Source organism: Streptomyces sp. NBC_01445, assembly GCF_035918235.1.
Taxonomy (GTDB): Bacteria; Actinomycetota; Actinomycetes; order Streptomycetales; family Streptomycetaceae; genus Streptomyces.
Genome location: NZ_CP109485.1, coordinates 8,426,399 through 8,445,667 on the forward strand (window position 1 = coordinate 8,426,399; position 19,269 = coordinate 8,445,667).

Annotated in this window: 17 protein-coding genes; 11 read left to right on the plus strand and 6 right to left on the minus strand. The window is 71.2% G+C overall.

Annotated features, from left to right (window positions below; genetic code table 11):
* Positions 1 to 14 precede the first annotated feature (14 nt).
* The 4 genes from OG574_RS38410 to OG574_RS38425 form a co-directional block, all read right to left on the minus strand.
* Positions 15 to 4,778 (minus strand): putative T7SS-secreted protein, encoded by a 4,764-nt coding sequence (locus tag OG574_RS38410; protein ID WP_326776958.1) that lies wholly within the window; start codon positions 4,776 to 4,778, stop codon positions 15 to 17.
* Positions 4,778 to 5,470, minus strand: a complete 693-nt coding sequence (locus OG574_RS38415; RefSeq protein WP_326776959.1) for a hypothetical protein — start codon at positions 5,468 to 5,470, stop codon at positions 4,778 to 4,780. Before OG574_RS38415 ends, OG574_RS38410 begins: the two co-directional genes overlap by 1 nt.
* Positions 5,467 to 6,087 carry a hypothetical protein gene (locus OG574_RS38420; RefSeq protein ID WP_326776960.1) on the minus strand — a complete coding sequence of 207 codons (621 nt, stop codon included), beginning with the start codon at positions 6,085 to 6,087 and terminating at the stop codon, positions 5,467 to 5,469. The genes OG574_RS38415 and OG574_RS38420 overlap by 4 nt, the downstream gene beginning before the upstream one ends.
* Before the next feature lie 254 nt (positions 6,088 to 6,341).
* A complete protein-coding gene (locus OG574_RS38425; protein WP_442816871.1) occupies positions 6,342 to 7,514 on the minus strand; it encodes an NADH:flavin oxidoreductase in 1,173 nt (390 codons plus the stop codon).
* A 325-nt stretch (positions 7,515 to 7,839) separates the two neighbouring features.
* On the opposite strand from OG574_RS38425, the gene OG574_RS38430 reads away from it, so the two are divergent.
* The 3 genes from OG574_RS38430 to OG574_RS38440 all read left to right on the plus strand — a co-directional run bounded on the left by OG574_RS38430 (position 7,840) and on the right by OG574_RS38440 (position 10,041).
* Positions 7,840 to 8,763 carry an NADP-dependent oxidoreductase gene (locus tag OG574_RS38430; protein ID WP_326776962.1) on the plus strand — a complete coding sequence of 308 codons (924 nt, stop codon included), beginning with the start codon at positions 7,840 to 7,842 and terminating at the stop codon, positions 8,761 to 8,763.
* A gap of 34 nt (positions 8,764 to 8,797) precedes the next feature.
* The gene (locus tag OG574_RS38435) at positions 8,798 to 9,736 is read left to right on the plus strand and encodes an AraC family transcriptional regulator (protein ID WP_326776963.1); all 939 of its coding nucleotides are present in this window, start codon (positions 8,798 to 8,800) and stop codon (positions 9,734 to 9,736) included.
* 89 nt (positions 9,737 to 9,825) lie between these two features.
* A complete protein-coding gene (locus OG574_RS38440; protein ID WP_442816872.1) occupies positions 9,826 to 10,041 on the plus strand; it encodes a hypothetical protein in 216 nt (71 codons plus the stop codon).
* 56 nt (positions 10,042 to 10,097) lie between these two features.
* On the opposite strand, the gene OG574_RS38445 is transcribed toward OG574_RS38440, so the two are convergent.
* The gene (locus tag OG574_RS38445; RefSeq protein ID WP_326776965.1) at positions 10,098 to 10,751 is read right to left on the minus strand and encodes a TetR/AcrR family transcriptional regulator; all 654 of its coding nucleotides are present in this window, start codon (positions 10,749 to 10,751) and stop codon (positions 10,098 to 10,100) included.
* A 125-nt stretch (positions 10,752 to 10,876) separates the two neighbouring features.
* Here OG574_RS38445 and OG574_RS38450 point away from each other — a divergent pair, with 125 nt between their 5' ends.
* The 4 genes from OG574_RS38450 to OG574_RS38465 all read left to right on the plus strand — a co-directional run bounded on the left by OG574_RS38450 (position 10,877) and on the right by OG574_RS38465 (position 13,545).
* Positions 10,877 to 11,437, plus strand: a complete 561-nt coding sequence (locus OG574_RS38450; protein WP_326776966.1) for an NAD(P)H-dependent oxidoreductase — start codon at positions 10,877 to 10,879, stop codon at positions 11,435 to 11,437.
* A 189-nt stretch (positions 11,438 to 11,626) separates the two neighbouring features.
* Complete coding sequence (locus OG574_RS38455; protein ID WP_326776967.1) at positions 11,627 to 12,082, plus strand: DUF6153 family protein; 456 nt, start codon at positions 11,627 to 11,629, stop codon at positions 12,080 to 12,082.
* 85 nt (positions 12,083 to 12,167) lie between these two features.
* On the plus strand, positions 12,168 to 12,818 hold the full coding sequence (locus tag OG574_RS38460; protein WP_326776968.1) for a DUF305 domain-containing protein: 651 nt from the start codon (positions 12,168 to 12,170) through the stop codon (positions 12,816 to 12,818).
* Positions 12,819 to 13,092: 274 nt separating this feature from the next.
* Positions 13,093 to 13,545, plus strand: coding sequence for an STAS domain-containing protein (locus tag OG574_RS38465; RefSeq protein ID WP_326776969.1), 453 nt, complete (start codon positions 13,093 to 13,095; stop codon positions 13,543 to 13,545).
* Between the two features lie 39 nt (positions 13,546 to 13,584).
* Here the strand turns inward: OG574_RS38465 and OG574_RS38470 are convergent, their stop codons facing one another.
* Positions 13,585 to 14,163, minus strand: a complete 579-nt coding sequence (locus tag OG574_RS38470; RefSeq protein ID WP_326776970.1) for a TetR/AcrR family transcriptional regulator — start codon at positions 14,161 to 14,163, stop codon at positions 13,585 to 13,587.
* Positions 14,164 to 14,425: 262 nt separating this feature from the next.
* Between OG574_RS38470 and OG574_RS38475 the strand changes: the two genes are divergently transcribed.
* The 4 genes from OG574_RS38475 to OG574_RS38490 are packed head-to-tail and all read left to right on the plus strand — an operon-like array spanning position 14,426 to position 19,236.
* Entirely contained in the window at positions 14,426 to 14,965 is a 540-nt protein-coding gene (locus tag OG574_RS38475) for a (2Fe-2S)-binding protein (RefSeq protein WP_326776971.1), read from the plus strand.
* The gene (locus OG574_RS38480; protein WP_326776972.1) at positions 14,962 to 15,954 is read left to right on the plus strand and encodes an FAD binding domain-containing protein; all 993 of its coding nucleotides are present in this window, start codon (positions 14,962 to 14,964) and stop codon (positions 15,952 to 15,954) included. The genes OG574_RS38475 and OG574_RS38480 overlap by 4 nt, the downstream gene beginning before the upstream one ends.
* Positions 15,951 to 18,089, plus strand: a complete 2,139-nt coding sequence (locus tag OG574_RS38485; RefSeq protein ID WP_326776973.1) for a xanthine dehydrogenase family protein molybdopterin-binding subunit — start codon at positions 15,951 to 15,953, stop codon at positions 18,087 to 18,089. The genes OG574_RS38480 and OG574_RS38485 overlap by 4 nt, the downstream gene beginning before the upstream one ends.
* Positions 18,082 to 19,236 carry an XdhC family protein gene (locus tag OG574_RS38490; protein WP_326776974.1) on the plus strand — a complete coding sequence of 385 codons (1,155 nt, stop codon included), beginning with the start codon at positions 18,082 to 18,084 and terminating at the stop codon, positions 19,234 to 19,236. Before OG574_RS38485 ends, OG574_RS38490 begins: the two co-directional genes overlap by 8 nt.
* Positions 19,237 to 19,269 lie beyond the last annotated feature (33 nt).

Below are 19,269 nucleotides of genomic sequence, written 5' to 3' on the forward strand. Positions count from 1 at the left end.
GTGGTCCCTGTCGGTCAGTTGTTCTTGTGGAAGAAGTGGTGGTCTCCGCCCGGTTTGTCCAACGCGCGATAGCGTTCCATCGTGCTGTAGCCCTCTCGCGTGTTGTCCCAGCCGAAGTTGACGAGGTCTCGGCTCCGGTCCGCCTCGGTGAAGCCCTTGGGTGCCCCGGCGTGGAAGTGGGGTCCGGCCGGATCGTGAGTGTGCTCGACGACCACTCTGGAGCCGTCCGGAGTCTCGAACTGCCGGAAGTTGCCCCAGTGGGTGGGGTCCTTCGAGTAGACGTGCCCGGGCATGTGCTTGAGGGTCTTGTCCCCCATGACCACCCATTCCGCGTCCGGGGTGGCCCCGTAGGGGACGCCGGCCACCTCGAAGGCGGCCCTCTCGGCGTCCTCCCGGCGCTCGAAGGGGTTGGAATGCTCGCCCTTGGGCGGACACTCCGGCGCGAGCCCGAGCGGGTCCGACCAGGTATGCGGGTTGTCCACGTAAGAGGAGGGGTTGGGTGCCGGAGTCAGGCCGAGCGGATCGGGTGAGACATAGCGTGCCGTCTCGGGGTCGTAATGGCGGAAGTAGTTGTAGTGCAGCCCGGATTCCGGGTCGAAGTACTGCCCGGGGAAACGGAGCGGCGTATACGTGCTGCTGTCACTCGCCCAGGCCGTCGTGCCCCACACGGTGCTGCGCCGGCGCCACGCGATGTCCCCGGACTCGTCTATGAGCTCCGTGGGAGTGCCGACCAGGTCGGTGACCATGGCGAAGAACCGCGAGTCGACCTCCTGCGGGGTCATCGGGCGCTCCTCGCCCGGTGACCCGGGTGCCAGCACCCGCTCGGTCTGGGTGATGGGCCGTTGCCCGGCGTGGTCCCAGGTGAGGGCGACCGGTCGGGGCAGCTCCGGGGACACCGTCACCTGCTCGCAAAGGTTCGTGCCGTCCCAGGTGAACACGGTGCGCTCGATGACGGTCTCGCCGTCGGGTGCCAGACAGGTCTTCGCGCTGCGTCGCCCCAGCGCGTCGTACGTGTACTGCCACCGCCTGCCGTCAGGGGTGACCGTGGAGACGAGTCGGTCCTCGGGGTCCCACTCGTAGCGCCAGACCTCTGTCGAGCCCGAGAGGCGGCGCTTGCGGCGCACGGTGACACGGCCCAGCGCGTCGTGCTCGTAGTGAACACGTCCAGCCCGGGTGAGGCGGGTTCCGGAGTACGAGCGCGCGCCGGTGGCCGCATGGCCGGGATGCTCGTTCGGCCAGGAGGCAGCGGTCAGATTACCCGCGAGATCGTAGGCGTACGACTCCGACCAGCCGTTGCCCTCGACGCCGGTCACGCGGCCGATCACGTCCAGCTCGAACCGCTGGGTGCCGGACACGAGATCCTCGACGCCCAGCAGGTGGCCGTCCGCGCGGTAGGTGTACGCGCGGCGCTGGACGCATCGGCCCTCGCCCGGCGCGGTGACAGACTGCGAGGTGAGGCGGCCCAGCTCGTCGAAGGAGTTGGCCAGTGCGAGGGAGGTCCCGACGCGGCGACCGATCTCGTGGCCGGCGGCGTCGTACGCGAAGCCCACATCACGCCCCGCGGTCGTCAGCTGCACGCTGCGCCCTGCCACGTCGTAGGTCCAGGCGGACTCGGCGCCGCTGGGCGTGGTCCTCCCGGTCCGCCTCCCCAACTCGTCGTAGGAATAGCTCAGTACGCGACCGTCGACCGTCTCGGAACGCACGCGCCCGAAGCGGTCCCGCAGGATGGCGATCGAGCTGTCCGGCCCGTCGGACCGGGCGAGCCGGCCGGTGAGATCGTAGGCGAAGGTGGTGGCTCCCGCGGAGGTCTCCTTCCGCACGACCCTGCCGAGCTCGTCGTAGACGTAACGCACCGTTTGGCCAAGGGTGTTGGTCCGGGCCGTCATGCGCCCGGCGGCGTCGTGCTCGTAGTGGACGCTACGTCCGTCGAAGTCGGTCTGCCGGACCAGCCGCCCGGCGCTGTCGTACTCGTAACTCCAAGTGAGGCCCTGCGGGTTGGTGACCTCGGTGAGGCGCAGTTCCGAGTCGTGCGTGAACGTGTACTGCGCTTCGTCCGGCGTCGTGCGTGTGGCCGTCAGGTCGAAGTGCGTGTGGGTGCTTCGCGTCACGTTGCCGACGGCGTCGGTGTGGGCGGTGCAGTTGCCCTCCCCGTCGTACGACCACGTCTCGGTGCTGCCGTCCGGAGCGGTACGGCTAATGAGCCGGCCCTCGGTGTTCCATTCCAGGCGGGTCGTCGCCCCGAGCGGGTCCCTGACGGCGACAGGCCGACCGAAGGCATCACGTTCGTACGTGGTGGTCGCACCGAGCGGATCCGTGACCTCGACCGGAAGGCCCGCACGATCACAGCGAATTGCTGTGGTGGCGCCGAGCGGGTCGACCACGGAGGTGAGGCGGCCCGCCGCGTCGTAGGTGAAGTGCGTCGTCGCACCGGCAGGGGTCGTGGCAGTCAGGCGGTTGCCGCGTTCGTCATAGGTCTGGCGCCACGTCGTGCCGTCGGGATTGGTCACCTTTACCGGCAGGCCGAGCTGGTTGTACTCGGCGTGGGCCTCGCGCCCGTCGGCGCGCACCACGTGGATGAGGTTGCCCGCTTCGTCGTACCGGAAGGCGGTGACGTTTCCGAGCGGATCGGTGCGGGACAAGAGCCGGTCGAAGCGGTCACGTCGGTAGTGGGTGGTGGCTCCGAGCGGGTCCGTCTCGGCGATCACACGGTGCGAGGCATCGACGAGGAATCGCCGGGTGTGGCCCTCGCCGGTCGTCGTCGTGGTGACGCGGTGCCCTGTGCGCGGGTCAGGCTCTGCATAGGCCAGGCGAAGAGCCATATGGCCTTCCGCTCCGCCTTCGGCCACGCAGCGGTCCCGGTCGTCGTACTCGTAGGTGTACGAGCGGTCGTTGGTGTCGGTCCAGGAGGTGATGCGGCCGCGCTCGTCGTAGCTGAAGCGCAGCGGGAGCCCGGAGGAGTTGAAGACCTCGGTGAGATGGCCCTCGTCCGAGTAGCCGTACCTCTTGATCTCCAGGTTCCCGCGGCCGCCGGCAGCGTCGGCCAGCGCCAGAGCACGGACCCGTCCGCCGGAAACGGCGCACACCAGATGGTGGCCTCCGCTGGAGGTGATGGTCAGCGGCGTGCCCTCGGAGTCGTACTCAAAGGTGATCCAATTGCCGTTGCGGTCATCGATCTGCTCGATCACCGCCGATCGCTCGCCCCGGTCGGCGAAGTGCCAGACGCGCCCGGTGCCCGGATCGCTGACCGTGTAACCGTTGTCGACACGGTTCAGTGGGCGACGGGGGCCGTGCGAGGGCAGTACGGGCACCCCGGGAGCGGGATGGGGATACACGAGAAGGAGACCGTCCTCGGTGACGAAGACCACCCCTTGCGCGTCGATCTCCAGGCGCTGGTCCAGCGTCGACGACCAGGAAGGCCCGAACCAACGGCCGAGCTCGTACCCGGACTCGGCGCGACGCGTGAAGGCGAGCGGTAGCGCTCCCGGCAGTTCGACGTCGGTCTGGGGCAGATACATGAGCCCCGTGGCGAGGTCGACCGGGTCGGTGCCATTGCACTTCTTCTGCCCGTCGGGCTCGGCGTGGCGCTCGGCATCGCGCGTGGCGCGCCGTACGCCTGTCTCCGCACCTTCTTCCATTCCCTTCTTGAGCCCCAGGCGCAGGCCACCGCGGGCGAGTCCGGCGCCCTTGGTGCCGATGAGCTCGGGAAGGAGGCGCCCCACGAACTCGGAGGGGTCCTTCTTGAAGCCGTCGACGGCGGCGGTGACGATGCGTTCGGGGTGCGCGGCGGTGGAGACGAGGCCGGAGAGCGTCATGGAGACGTTCTGCATGTACGCGGCCGGGTGCGTGAGGTTGTAGGGGTCGGTGGGGTTCAGGCCGCGGGCGAAGTTGAGCAGTCCCGCAGTGCCTTTGAGGGCGCCGCCGACGACGTGGGTGAGTTCCGTGTTGTAGGCCTGGTAGCCGTCTACCAGGTCGTTGCCGAGGCGGTCGAGCGGCGGCGGCTCGGCGGGAGCGTGTGCGAGGGCCGCCTTGACCTTGCCCTGGGCGTCGGAGGCCGCGGTGTTGCGCTGCTTGCGCGCCTCGGCGAGCGTCTCGTGGGCCTTGTCGATGTCGGCCTTGCCGGGGTCCTGGAACGGCTCGGGCTTCGCGCCGGGGTCCTCGTTCGCCTTGATCTTGGCGTTGTAGGCGTCGACTTTCTTGTTGTAGGCGTCAACCGCGTCCTTGGACGCCTGCTGCCCCTTCTTGTACAGCTCTACGGCTTCCATGGCCTTGCCCTGCGCCCACTTGACCGTGTCCGCGTACGCGTCCAGCGCGCCGGCCGCCTTGTCGCACGCGTCGGACGCCTGGGCCCACTTGGTCGGGTGCACGCCGAACTTCTTGCGGAACGCGTCACCGCCCTCGCCCGCCCACCCGGACGAGTCGACCTTCTTCATCCCCTGTGAGACATGGTCGAACGCGGTGTGGAAGTCCTTGAGATGCTTCGAGGACTCGCGGATCTTGTCCGGGTTGCCGTGGACGAGCTCGTTGGCCTCCTCGGTCTGTCCGAGCTGCTGCTCGCCGGGCGTGGCACCCAGATCCGAGGCGACGTCGTCGCCCCAGTCCTCCACCGCGTCCGCGGCACCGTGCAGACCGACGTAGTCCAGCCCGTCGCCGACCTTGTTCGTCGCGTAGTCGACGCCCTCGCCGACCTTCTTCTTGCCCTCGTCGATGAGGTCCTCGCCGGCCGAAAGCCCTTTGTTGATACCGCCCTTGACGCCGTCGACGATGTCGCCGAGCCCCATCAGCCCTCGCCCCCGCCCTGCTGCTGTCCGGCGGCCTTCGCCCGCTCCTCGGGCGACGGGCCGAAGGTGTCGTCGAGCATCTGGTCGTAGTCGTCGTCGGAGACCCCGAGGGCGTTGTGCAGGTTCTCCGGGTTGAGGCCCGCGGGGCCCAGCGTGTGCGACGTCATGACGTCTCGGCCCGCGTCCTTCCAGCCCTGGCCGCTGTTGGCGAGCGCCTGGTCGAAGGACTCCTTGCTGTAGTCCACGCCGCCGTACGCGCCCGACGTGGCGATGTCCTTCCAGCCCTTCTGGGTGACCTCTTCCTCGGTGGCGTACGGGTTGCCGATCGCGGAGTTCGCGACGACCTTGAACGATCCCTCGACATACTGCTCGGTCTCGTAATAGGTGCCGGCGGACAGGCCGGTCTTCACCGCGAATCCGTTGCCCTCGTTCACCAGCGAGCGCACGCCCCACTCCCAGCGCTCGCAGAACGACTTGAACTCCCCGGTCAGCCCTTCGTGCCCCAACTCCAGGCCGGACAGGGCGATGTCCCCGAAGCCGCGCCCGGCCCCGGCCTCACCCACCATGCCGAGCTCCTTCAGCTCGGCCAGGGCCTCGGTCAGGCCCTTGGCGATCAGATCCAGGCCGCCGGTCTTGAGGTCCTGGCCGCCGCCCGCACCGCCACCGCCACCGCCGCCTCCGTCGCCGGTCATGAGCTGCCCCTCTCGCCCTCGTCACGGTCGACCGCCGCCTCGTCCGGCACGATGCCCCGAACCGGCGGAAACACCATGCCGTCCGGCCCGTCCGCACAGTCAAGTGCTACCCCACACGGCACTCCGGCCGCGGGTACTGCCACGTCCAGCAGCTTCGCGCCCAGAATCGTCCGGTAAGTCCACTCGCGCGCGAACTCGCCCCGGGCCTGGGCATACCGGGCCAGTGCCTGCTCGTCGGAGAAGGCGAGGATGAAGCGGATGCCGTTGAAGTCCGCGGTCAGCAGCCCCGGTTCGCCGTCCGGGCCGCCCTCGTCGCCGAGCGGGACCAGCACCGCCGTCCGCCGGAACTCGCCCAGCAACGCGGCGAACGCCCGCCTGCGTGCCTCCGCTTCGGGATCGTCGGCCACCGGATCCGCGACGACGGGCTCTGCGCTCCGGGCGATCTGTTTCGGATCCGGCTGCGGATCCGGCTGCGGATCCGGCTGTGGGGGCGAAGGCGGGGGTGAGGGCGTCACCGGCGCTTCGGCGGCAGGCGCGCCGCTCATCTCCGCGTAGTCGGCGAGTCGTGACCTTGGTGTCTGCGGCGGTTCGTCCACCGCGCCCCCGTACTCAGACATACCGTGCATCATCACAAGCGCACGTCGCCTGCCGCAATGCGCCTGCGTCACACCCCTGTCACAGCATCCTCCGACCGGCTCGAGCGGGCACGGTCGCTGAGCGGTCCGAGCGCGTGACGCCGAGTCAGCAGGGCGACGGATTGTTCGAGCGGAGTCCCGCTGACACGAACAAGGATAAACCGGGGCGCGAGGCCGGTTTGTCCTTGTTCGTGTGAGGGTGCCGTGGAGGACGGCCGCAGGAGTGGAGGCAGGCCCTAGCTCAGGGTCTTGAGCGCTGCTGCCGCGTCGTACGGCTTCAGCTCGTCGAAGCGGCCCTCCAGGACCTTCGCCGCCCACTCCGGGTCCTGGAGCAGGGCGCGGCCGACGGCGACCATGTCGAACTCGTCGCGCTCCAGGCGGTCGAGGAGGTCGTCGATGCCCTTGACCGCGGAGCCCTCGCCCATGAAGGCGCGGATGAAGTCGCCGTCGAGGCCGACGGAGCCGACCGTGATGGTGGGCTTGCCGGTGAGCTTCTTGGTCCAGCCCGCCAGGTTCAGGTCCGAGCCGTCGAACTCCGGGTTCCAGTAGCGGCGGGTGGAGGCGTGGAAGGCGTCGACGCCGGCCGCGGCGAGCGGGCTGAGGATCGCCTCGAGCTCCTCAGGGGTCTCGGCGAGCCGCGCCTCGTAGGCCTCCTGCTTCCACTGCGAGTAGCGGAAGATCACCGGGAATCCGGGGGAGACGTTCTCGCGGATCGCGGCGACGATCTCGGCGGCGAACTTCGTGCGGGCCACGGCGTCGCCGCCGTAGCCGTCGGTACGGCGGTTGGTCCCGGCCCAGAGGAACTGGTCGAGCAGGTATCCGTGGGCGCCGTGCACCTCGACGCCGTCGAAGCCGATGCGCTCCGCGTCCTTGGCGGCCTGCGCGAACGCGCCGATGACGTCGTCCAGGTCACCCTGTGTCATCGCCTTGCCCGTGCCCTCGGTGCCGTCGATGCGAAGGCCCGAGGGGCCGACGGCCGGGGCCTCGGCGAAGGGCGGCTTGCCCTGCTGGCGCACCATGCCGATGTGCCAGAGCTGCGGCACGATCGTGCCGCCCGCCGCGTGCACGTCCTCGGCGACCTTCGCCCAGCCGGCCAGCTGCTCCTCGCCGTGGAAGCGCGGCACCCGGTCGCTCTCGCCGGCCGAGTCGTGGCCGACGTAGGTCCCCTCGGTGACGATCAGGCCCACGCCCGCGGCGGCGCGGCGGGAGTAGTAGGACCGAACGTCCTCACCCGGGATGCCGTTCGGCGAGAACATGCGCGTCATGGGCGCCATCGCGATGCGGTTCGGGACTTTCAGACCGTTCAGTGCGACAGGGCGGGACAGGATCTCGGCAGCGCGGGAAACAGGCGACGCGGCGTCAGTCACAGAGGGCTCCTCATAGGTACCAGTCGGTATGTGCACAAGCATGCAATCCGCGTGTGCCAACCGTTCCGGCCTCCATGGCATTCCGGAGGTCAGCCTCGTCCTCATGTGATCCGGGCCACGGCTTTGGGGTCCACGGGTGGCCGACGGCACCGGAAGTCTGCCGCAGCACGCCGGCCGGCGGTGCGATTGTCCCTCTGGGGAGGACATGCCCGAGGGTCCCGGTCAACGAGACGCTGGGACATGTAGACGAGACGGAAGGCTATTCAGCGGCTCGTTCGATCTCCCTATGGTTCAGGACATCGAGCAGGGTGCCGGGCCGGATCCGGGGTCGGTGTCCTCAACTCCAGCTGAAACAGGGAGAGTTACCGTGCGTGCAGTGATTCAGAAGTCCTTCGGTGGTCCCGAGGTTCTCGAGGTCGTCGAGACGCAGCGGCCGAAGCCGCTCTCCGGTGAGGTCCTCGTCAAGGTGCACGCCAGCGCGGTCAACCCGGTGGACGTGGCCGCCAGGTCCGGCGCCTTCCCGCTGCTCGGCGAGCCCCCGTTCGGCGTCGGCTGGGACATCTCCGGGGTCGTCGAGGAGGCCGCCCCCGGCAGCCGGTTCGCCGTGGGCGACGAGGTCTACGGGATGCCGTTCTTCCCCCGCGCCGCCACCGGTTACGCCGAGTACGTCGCGGCCCCGTCCCGCCAGCTGGCCCGTAAGCCCGCGTCGGTCGACCACGTGCACGCCGCCGCGATCCCCCTCGCCGCGCTCACCGCGTGGCAGGGCCTCGTGCAGGCCGCCGGCGTGAAGGAGGGCGACCGGGTCCTGATCCAGCGGGCGGCAGGCGGTGTCGGCCACTTCGCCGTGCAGATCGCCAAGGCGCGGGGCGCCCATGTGACCGCCACGGCCAGTGCGGCCCGGCACGACTTCCTCCGCGGCCTCGGCGCCGACGAGCTCATCGACTACCGGACCGCCGAATTCACCGACGTCGTCAAGGACGCCGACATCGTCCTCGACTCGCTGGCCCAGGGTGATCGGTCCCTCGGCGCGCTGCGTCCCGGCGGCGTGCTCATCAGCATCCTGGAGCACGGTGACCCGGAGCTCGCCGCGCGGGTGGAGGCGGCCGGGCGGCGTTTCGCCGGCATCTCGGTCGAGCCGGACTACGCCGCGCTCGAGGCGATCGCCGAACTCGTCGACGCGGGCGCGATCCGTCCGCACGTCGAGGAGACGTTCCCGCTGGCGGAGGCGGGCAAGGCGCACGAGCTGGTCGCCTCGGGGCATGTACAGGGCAAGATTGTCCTGACGGTCTGACCGGGACGGGCCGCACCAGGGAGGGCGAGGCCGGATGGACATCCTCACCGAGGCGCTGGCCTCGATGCGCACGGGACACCCGGCGTCCGTCCGCACCAACGGCCGCGCCCCCTGGGGCCTGCGGCTGCCCCCGGTCGCCGGCGCGGGATTCCACGTGGTGCTGTACGGGACCTGCTGGCTGGTCCCGCTGGAGGACGCGGCCCCGCATCTGAAGCCGATCCCGCTGAGCCCGGGCGATGTCGTCTTCCTGCGCGACGGGCGGGGCCACATCCTCGCCGACCACCCCTCCAGCCGGGCCGAGGAGCCCAGGGCCGAGCACTTCCGGGAGGGGTCGCCGATCGGCTCGGTGACGCTCGGCGGGGACGGCCCCGAGACCAGCCTGCTGTGCGGCAACTACCACCTGGACCAGGGCCGCCCGCACCCGCTGGTGCGCCAGCTGCCCGAGGTGGTCCACCTGCCGACGCGGCACGGCCGCCACCCGGAACTGAGCGTCGCGGTCCAGCTCCTCGGCTCCGAGCTGGAGAATCCGCGGATCGGCTCGGACGGCATCGTGCCCACCCTGATCGACTCGCTGCTCCTCTACATCCTGCGCGCCTGGCTGGACGATCAGCCGGCCTCGGCGGCGCAGGGCTGGGCCGCGGCGCTCGGGGACTCGGCTGTCGCGCCCGCGCTTGCGGCGATTCACGACGACCCGTCGATCCAGTGGACCGTCGAGGGGCTGGCCGAGCGGGCGGGTCTGTCCCGCGCCGCGTTCGCCAGGCGGTTCGCCGCGCTGGTGGGGGAGCCGCCCATGGCGTATCTGACCCGCTGGCGCATGACGACGGCGGCCCGGCTGCTGCGGGAGTCCGACGCGCCCCTGACGGCGGTCGCCGCGCGCACCGGATACGGCTCTGAGTTCGCCTTCGCCAAGGCGTTCAAGCGGGAGTACGGGCTCGCCCCGGGCGGTTACCGGCGGCAGGCGAGGGTGGCGTAGGCGGGGCCTGGTTTTCGGATATCAGTTCGGTTGGGGGTGCGTTTTCGGGTTGACGGGACCATTCTGGAGGTATGCCCGAAGGTGCGCCCGTGACCGTGCACCCGCCCCTGCCTGACGGCGGCCGGCGGGTGACGATTCGCGGCAAGGACGCGGGGACCGCCTACAACCTGCTCGACGTCCTGGAATTCCTGCGTGCCGCGGGCCTTCCCGAGACGGACACGACCGTCGATGACCCGGAACTGATCGACTGGCACGGTGCGGGGCCCGAAAACTGGGGCCCGGACGGGCCGGAGAAGGCTTCGTGACTGCTCACCCGTCCGGCGTCTGAGCGAGCCGGTCAGGGTGTTCACGTAAGCGCCGGTCAGGACTCTCGCGCGAGCCGGTCGAGCAGGTCGTGCCATCCCGCCTCCACGCGGTCCAGCGGCATGCCCCGCTCGACGGTCAGATGGTGGACGAGCGCGGTGTCCGCGGCGGCCAGCAGCGTGTGCGCGAGGAGATCGGTGTCACCCTCCACGCCCGCCTGGCGCAGCAGCAGCATGACGTGCGTGTGGCGCAGCCGGTTCGCCGGGACCGCGTAGTTGCGCAGGGGGTCGGTGCGCGCGGCGAGGATCAGCTTGTGGTGGTCCCGCTCGTGGCGGATGAGGGCGGGTCCGAAGGCGTGCAGGCGCTCCAGGGCGGGCGCGTCCGGGCCCAGTGGCGGCGGGCCCGACAGGAACGCGGCCTGAAGCTGCTGCTCCCGGTGGTCCAGGAGGGCGATGAGCAGCCCGGTGCGGTCGCCGAAGCGGCGGAAGACCGTCCCCTTGCCGACCCCGGCCGCCTTCGCCACCGCCTCCATGGTCAGGTTCGCCGCCCCGCACCCGGACAGCAGGCGCGACGCGGCCTCCAGTAGGCGTGTGCGGTTGCGCGCCGCGTCCGCGCGCAGCGCAGGCTGCTCGCCCGCCGGTGTCAGGGCGAGGTCGGTCGGGCCGCCCTGGGTGCCGGACGTCGTGACGAGAGGGGGGATGGGGCCGGTCATGGCTTCAGAGTAGCGCCGGGAACGGACAAGTGGACCGCGGTCCGGATAGGTGGTACAACTTTAAACGGACTTCGGTCCGGTTGGACCGTGCATGAGACCCGTACGCCCTTATCTGGAGTTATGCCATGTCTGTTCGCATCCTCGCCCTCGTCGGCAGCCTCCGCGCCGGTTCCCACAACCGTCAGCTCGCCGAGGCCGCCGCCAAGCACGCGCCCGCCGGCGTCGACATCCAGCTCTTCGACGGCCTCGCCGACGTGCCCTTCTACAACGAGGACATCGACGTCGAGGGAAGCGTCCCCGCCGGTGCCGCGCGCCTGCGCGAGGCGGCCGGTCAGACCGACGCCTTCCTCCTCTTCTCGCCCGAGTACAACGGCACCATGCCGGCCGTCCTGAAGAACGCCATCGACTGGCTGTCCCGCCCCTACGGCGCCGGCGCGATCTCCGGCAAGCCCGTCGCCGTCGTCGGCACCGCGTTCGGCCAGTACGGCGGCGTGTGGGCGCAGGACGACGTGCGCAAGGCCGCGGGCATCGCCGGTGCCGCGGTCCTGGAGGACGTGAAGCTGTCCATCCCCGGCTCCGTCACGCGCTTCGCCGAGACCCACCCCGCCGACGACTCCGAGGTCGTGACCGCGCTGACCGAGGTCGTCGGCCGCCTGAGCGAGCAGGCCGCCCCCGCCGCGGCCTGAGGCTCCCGGCACAAGTGCGGCCGGAGGCCGGGGGCGAAGCTGTCCCCGGCCTCCGGCCGCATCCATTTACGGGGAGGGCCTACGGGGAACCCGTACGGCGGTTCCGGGCGAACCGGGGCCGGCCACGAACGGCTGATCCGTGGCGGCCCCGGAGCGCGCCCGCCAATCCCTTCTGCCTACGATGCAGCGGTGACCACCCGCCCAGGACAGCCCACGCGACCGCAGTTGACGCTGCGGCTCCTCGGGCTGCTCGTCGGCGCCGTGCTCCTTGGCCTGCTCAGCATGCACGGCCTGGGACCCGTACCGGCAGGCGCGCACGGCGAGATGCACCCGGCGGCCGCGCCCGCGACGAGTGGCGCCGCTGACGCGGTTGACCGTGCCGGGCCCGAGCGTCAAGGCGTCAAGGCTTCTGCTCCCGACATGTGTGACCACGGAGACGGTGGCTGCGAAGGGCACATGGCGCACGCCGACTCGGTCTGCGCCTCCGCCTCCGTCGCAGGCCCCCCGGCAGTCGCCCCCGCGCTGCTCCCCGACGTGATCGCCTGCCCCGCCCGCCCCGAGGTCCGTACTTCCTCGGCCGGCAGCGGCCCCGACGGCGGCCGTGCCCCACCGTCACTCTCCGAACTCCAACTCCTGCGGATCTAGAACGGCCCGCGCGGTACCGCATCCCCCAAGGGGCGGCGCCGCGCTCACGCGAGCCCTTCACCGAGATCAGCATCAGGAGTTCCGCATGACCGCACACCGCACGTTCGTCCGCCGCGCCCTTGTCGCCGGCACCGCAGGGGCGGCCGCCCTGGTCCTCGCCGCATGCGGCAGCGACAAGCCGGCCGGGGGCCACGACATGGGCGCGAAGGAGTCCGCTTCCCGTCCGGCCGCGTCGGCCCAGGCCGACGGCCACAGCAATGCAGGCAGCCGCAACAGCGCCGACGTCTCCTTCGCCAAGGAGATGATCCAGCACCACCGGCAGGCCGTGGAGATGGCCGGACTGGCCGAGGGCCGCGCCGCGTCTAAGGACGTGAAGAGCCTCGCCGCCAAGATCAAGGGGGCCCAGGACCCCGAGATCGAGGAGATGTCCGGCTGGCTCACCGCATGGGGTGAGGAAGTCCCCGCCGACATGTCGGGCATGGGCCACGACATGTCCTCGTCCATGCCCGGCATGATGAGCGCCGGTGACATGGACGAGCTCAAGAAGGCGTCCGGCGACGACTTCGACAAGAAATTCCTCGCGATGATGGTCAAGCACCACGAGGGCGCCGTCGCGATGGGCAGGACCGAGAAGACCGACGGCACGTACGGCCCCGCGACGCGCCTCGCCGCAGACGTGGTGACCGCGCAGACCGCCGAGATCGAGCGGATGAACAAGATGCTCGGCAAGAGCTGAAGAAACCTGCGCGGGCGCGCCGTACACCCCGTCGGCCACACGCCGGCGGGGTGCACGCCCACGCTGTTCCCCGCCGGACCCGTGACGTCACGCGCGATCGGGGGCATGGTGGGAGACCCTCACCGCAACGGTCGCCCGGCACCCGTCGGCGTGAACCGGGGCCCGGCACGGCCTGATCGTGCCGCCCCGGAGCACTTGTCCGGTTCGGGAACGGGCGCCGGTGTGTGCGAGGCTCGACGCCAAGGCCTTCGTACGTCGGCCGGATGGAGGTGTGATGTCCACGCAGAGCCATCGCTTGATGATCACCGAGCTGGCGAGCTGTGACGGCTGCGCGGTGCTGCGGGTCAGCGGCGAACTCGACCAGAGCGCTGAGGGACTCTTCCTGGGCACGCTCGGCGCCTGCGTCGACGCGGGTCACCCGTACCTCGTCCTCGACGTCACCGCGCTCTCCTTCTGTGACTCACGCGGTCTCTACTGCCTGCTGGCCATGCGGTGGCTCCTGGACCGCCGCGGCGGCAAGCTCCTTCTCGCGGGGGCGGGGCGCCGGCTGACCGAACTGCTCACCCAGACAGGCAGTGTCGATCTCCTCCCCGCCCAACGGTCCGTCGGCCAGGCCCTGTTGTCGCTGCCTCCCACGCACCGGCCGGTCTGGCCACCCGTAACGAGCCCCGACGTGCTGGACGACGGGCAGCCCAGACCCCCGCGGCCTCGGCCGCCCACACCCTGACCTGGCCGTCGGCCCGAGGCCGCGCGCGACTCGCCCGCCTCAGGCGGCTCCCGGCGCACCGGCGCGCAGGCCGTCCATGACGAGGTCGAGCAGCCGCCCGGCGCGGGACTGCCAGTCGCCGTGCGGGTCGATCTGCCAGAGCCCGGCGATGGTGAGTGCGAAGTCCTCCGGTGTCACTCCGGGGCGGATCGTGCCCGCCTCCTCGTTCGCCGTGAGCAGGAGCGACATGGCCGCCGTCACCGGGCCGTGCCCGAGGGCGGCGAGGCTGCCGCGCGTGGTGGCCTGGCGCAGCGCGTCCGCCAGACCGGCCTTCGCCATGGCGTACTGGGCGAGGCGGTCCATCCACGCGCGCAGGGCCTCGTCGGGCGCGCGGGTGGCGAGCAGGTGGGACGCGGTGTCGGCGACCTGCTGCATCTCGTAGCGGTAGACCTCGAGCACGAGGGACTCGCGGTTGGGGAAGTTGCGGTAGAACGTGCCCTGGCCGACGCATGCCTTCTTGGCGATCGCGCTCAGTGGGGCGTCCGCCGACCGTGTCAGCTCGGTCAGCGCCACTTCCAGGATGCGGTCGCGATTGCGTTGCGCGTCCGAGCGGAGCGGCGCTTCCTTCTTCGGCTGCACCCGTCCCCCTTCCGGGAATCGCGAATCCGACGCCAGTGCCAAGAATCGGTATGCCCTTGCTAAGCGGACAGCTGTCCGTTAGCGTACGGCGTAGTGGACAGTTGTCCGCTTGGCTCCACCATAGCGGCAGCCCCGGCTCGAGTGGAGAGCTGGTGACCACCGCAAGCGACTTTTCGGCCGCCGAGCGCGCGACAGGCGCGGAACCCCGACGTTCTCCCTCTACGTACAGCCCTCTCACCCCATGAGCGAAAGAAGGCTGATCATGGCCCCATCGACGTCCAGCGTCATCACGCTGAACATCAACGGCGAGAAGTACACGCTGCCCGTCGACCACCGCACCACCCTGCTCGACGCACTGCGCGAGCGCCTCGATCTGCCGGGCACGAAGAAGGGCTGCGACCAGGGCCAGTGCGGCGCCTGCACCGTCCTCCTCGACGGCCGTCGCGCCGTCTCCTGCCTGCAGCTCGCGGTGGCGGCCGAGGGGCGTGAGATCACCACCATCGAGGGCGTGGCCGGCGCCGACGGACTGCATCCGGTGCAGCAGGCCTTCCTCGATCTCGACGGGTACCAGTGCGGTTACTGCACGCCTGGCCAGATCTGTTCGGCCCTCGCGGTCATCGAGGAGCACGCGGCGGGCTGGCCGAGCGCCGTGACCGCCGACGTACGGCCGGAGGCGGGCGTTCCGGCGCTGACCGCCGACGAGATCCGGGAGCGGATGAGCGGCAATCTGTGCCGCTGCGGCGCCTATGTGTCGATCGTCAACGCCGTCGCCCGCGCCGCAGGAACGGAGGCTGTCGCATGAAGGAGTTCGGATACGAGCGCGTCTTCGACGTGCCCGCCGCGGTCGCCCTGCTCGACGCCGACCCCGACGCGCGCTGTCTGGGCGGCGGCACCAACCTCGTCGACCTGATGAAGACCGGCGTCGAGAGGCCCGCCCGGCTCGTCGACGTACGCGAACTGCCGCTCGGAGAGATCGAGTTGACGCCGGAAGGCGGCCTGCGCATCGGTGCGACGGTCACCAACAGCGACCTCGCCGCCCATCCCGAAGTGCGGCGCCGCTACCCGATGCTGGCGCAGGCCGTCGTCGCCGGTGCCTCGGGTCAGCTGCGCAACATGGCCACCGTCGGCGGCAATCTGCTCCAGCGCACGCGCTGCGGCTACTTCACCGACCTGGCCAAACCCTGCAACAAGCGGACGCCCGGCAGCGGTTGCCCCGCGATCGAGGGCGAGCACCACAACGCCGCGATCCTCGGAGCCTCCGCGCACTGCGTGGCCGTCCACCCCTCGGACATGGGAGTGGCGCTCGCCGCGCTCGACGCGGTCGTCTCGTACGAAACGGTCGACGGCCCGGGCGAGTTGGCGCTGGCGGAGTTCTATTCGCCCGTGGGGGAGACCCCGCACGTGGAGACCGCTCTGCCGCCCGGCGCGCTGATCACCGCTGTCATCCTGCCCCCGGCGCCCGTCGCCGCCCTGTCCCGCTACCGCAAGGTCCGCGAGCGCGCCTCCTACGCGTTCGCGATCGGCTCCGTCGCCGCGGCGCTCGACGTCCGGGACGGAACGGTCCACGAAGTGCGCCTGGCCTTCGGGGCGGTCGCGTCCCGGCCCTGGCGCGCTCACGAGGCCGAACGCGCCCTGACCGGCGGCCCCGCGACCGCCGAGGCCTTCGCCGCCGCCGCGGACGCCGAACTCGCGGCCGCCGAGACGCTGCCCCACAATGGATACAAGGTGACGCTGATGCGCAATCTCGTCGTGGCCGTCCTGACCGAGCTCGCCGAGGAGGCCGTCCGATGACCACGACGACCACGGCAACCCTGGTGACGGGCACCGTCGGCGCCTCGTACACCCGGGTGGAGGGGCTGGAGAAGGTCACCGGGGCGGCCCGGTACGCGGGGGATGTCCCCGCCGCCGAACTCGCCCATGGCTGGCTGGTGTTGTCCACCGTCGCCCGCGGCCGCATCCGCTCGATCGAGTCGGACCCCGTCCGCGGGATGCCCGGGGTGCTGGCTGTGCTGCACCACGGCAACGCGCCGCGCGTCGACGGGAACTACGTCGGCATGCTGGGGCGGCCCGACCCGATCGTCGAGGTCTTCCAGCACGACCGGGTGCCGTTCGTGGGCTGGCCGGTGGCGCTGGTTGTCGCTGAGACCTCCGAGCAGGCCAGGGAGGCCGCCGAGGCGCTGGTGGTGCGGTACGACGAGGAGCCGCACGACGTCGCGTTCTCCGCCGGACACGCCGGCATCTACACTCCGGACGGCGACGGCATGCTGGCGGAGAAGGGCGACCTCGCGGCCGAACTCGCCGCGTCCGTCCATGTCGTGGACGCGGAGTACACCACCCCGGAAGAGCACCACAGCTCGATGGAACCGCACGCGGCGATGGCGCGCTGGGACGGCGGACGCCTCGAGATCGTCGACTCCAACCAGGGCAGCATGTGGGTGGCGCAGGAGCTGGCGAAACTGTTCTCGCTCGACCCGGCCTCGGTGCGGGTGCGGTCCGAGCACATCGGCGGTGCCTTCGGGTCCAAGGGTGTGCGCGTGCACCAGATCCTCGCCGTGATGGCGGCGACCGTACTCGACCGCCCGGTCAGGGTCGTCATGACCCGACGTCAGATGTTCTCGCTCGTCGGCTACCGCAGCCCCACGGCCCAGCGCGTCAGGCTCGGTGCCGACGCCGACGGGCGGTTGCGTGCTCTCGACCATCAGGCGCACAGCCTCACGTCGACGGTCCACGAATTCGTCGAGGCCAGCGCCGGGTTCGGGCGTCCGATGTACGCCGCCGACGCTCACCGCAGCGTCAACCGGGTGGTGCGCCTGGACGTGCCGACGCCGACCTTCATGCGCGCGCCCGGTGAGGCTCCGGGCTCGTTCGCCCTGGAGTCCGCGCTCGACGAACTCGCCGAACAGTGCGGCATGGACCCGATCGCGCTGCGTGCCCGCAACGAGCCGGACGTGGGCCCGGTCTCCGGCCTGCCGTTCGGCTCCCGCAACCTGCTGGCCTGCTTCGACGAGGGGGCCCGCAGGTTCGGGTGGGCGGACCGGGACCCACGTCCCGGCGTGCGGCGCGAAGGGCGCTGGCTGCTCGGCACCGGCACGGCGGCGGCCACCTTCCCGGTGATCGTGGCACCGTCCACGGCGGCCGTGACCGCTGAGGCCGACGGCACCTTCACGGTGCGGATCGGCGCGTCGGACGTCGGCACGGGGGCGCGGACCGCGCTGACCCTGCTCGCCGCGGAGGCCCTCGGCGTGGCCGGGGAGCGCGTCCATGTGCGCATCGGCGACAGCGACTTCGGCCCGGCGGCGATCTCGGGCGGCTCGATGGGCACCCGCTCCTGGGGCTGGGCCGTCACGGCCGCCGGGCGAGACCTGCGGGAGCAATTGGCCCTGGGCGGCGACATTCCGCCGCAGGGCATCACCGTGCGATCCGACACCAGCGCCGCCGTCGGCTCCCTCACCCAGAAGGAACGGCACTCCTTCGGCGCCCAGTTCGCCGAGGTCGCCGTCGACGTCACCACCGGCGAGGTACGCGTACGGCGGATGCTCGGCGTCTTCGCGGCCGGCAGGATCGTCAACCCGCTGACCGCGCGCAGCCAGTTCATCGGCGGGATGATCTGGGGACTGTCCATGGCACTGCACGAAGAGGCGATCAGGGACCAGGCCACGGGCGGTCACGTCGGCGCCGACTTCGCGGGCTACCACTTCGCCGCCAACGCCGACGTACCCCTGATCGAGGCGGACTGGGTCGACGATCCGGACGCGGACGACCCCGTCGGGATCAAGGGCATCGGCGAGATCGGCATCGTGGGCGCGGCGGCCGCCGTCGCCAACGCGGTCTGGCACGCGACCGGCGTCCGGCACCGGCACCTGCCGATCCGGCCCGACCGCGTACTGTCGGCCGGGGCCCCTGCCGCAGGTGACGGCGATGCTTGACATCGCCGACGAGCTGAACCGGTGGGCCGGGCAGGGCCGGGACTTCGCCGTCGCCACCGTCGTCTCGGTGGGCGGCAGCGCACCCCGCCAGCCCGGCGCCGCCCTCGCCGTCGACAGCGAGGGCACCGTCATCGGCTCGGTCTCCGGAGGCTGCGTCGAAGCGGCGGTCTACGAACTGTGTGTGCAGGTGCTCCAGGACGGCGGGTCCGTCCTGGAGCGGTTCGGCTACAGCGACGAGGACGCCTTCGCCGTGGGGCTCACCTGCGGCGGGGTCATCGACATCCTCGTCACGCCGGTGCGCGCCGACGCGCCGGACAGGCCCGTGTTCGCGGCGGCGCTCGCGGCCGCCGCCCGGGGTGGGACGGCCGCGCTCGCCCGGGTGGCCCGCGGACCGGACGAACTGCGCGGCGGAGCGCTGCTCGTGAGGGCGGACGGCTCGTACGAGGGAGGGCTCGACGGAGGATCCGGCCTCGAGCGGACCGTGGCGGCCGAGGCGCGGGCCCTGCTCGCGGCGGGCAGCACCGGTACGTTCGACCTCTCGGCCGACGGCTCCCACTGCGACGCCGACCTGACGCTGTTCGTCGAGTCGAGCGTGCCGCCGCCCCGGATGATCGTGTTCGGCGCCGTCGACTTCGCGGCGGCGCTGGTCCGTGCGGGCAAGTTCCTCGGCTATCACGTGACGTTGTGCGACGCCCGCCCCGTCTTCGCCACGCGGGCCCGCTTCCCCGAGGCGGACGACATCGTGGTCGACTGGCCGGACCGCTACCTGCGGCGCGCCACGACCGACGAACGCACGGTCCTGTGCGTGCTCACCCACGACGCGAAGTTCGACATCCCGCTCCTGGAGATCGCGCTACGGCTGCCCGTCGCGTTCGTCGGAGCGATGGGCTCACGCCGCACCCATGAGGACCGCGACCGCCGCCTGCGCGAAGTCGGCCTGAGCGACGAGGAGTTGTCGCGCCTGCACTCGCCGATCGGTCTGGACCTCGGCGCCCGCACACCCGAGGAGACGGCCCTGTCCATCGCCGCGGAAATCATCGCGTCGAGGCAGGGCGGCACGGGCGCACCCCTGACCACCTCGCGCACACCGATCCATCATGACGGCGAGGCGGGAGAGCGGCGCCTGTTGGCGACGGGGGAGAGGTGACCCTCGGCGGCCGGAAGACCTCGGCCCGGCCTC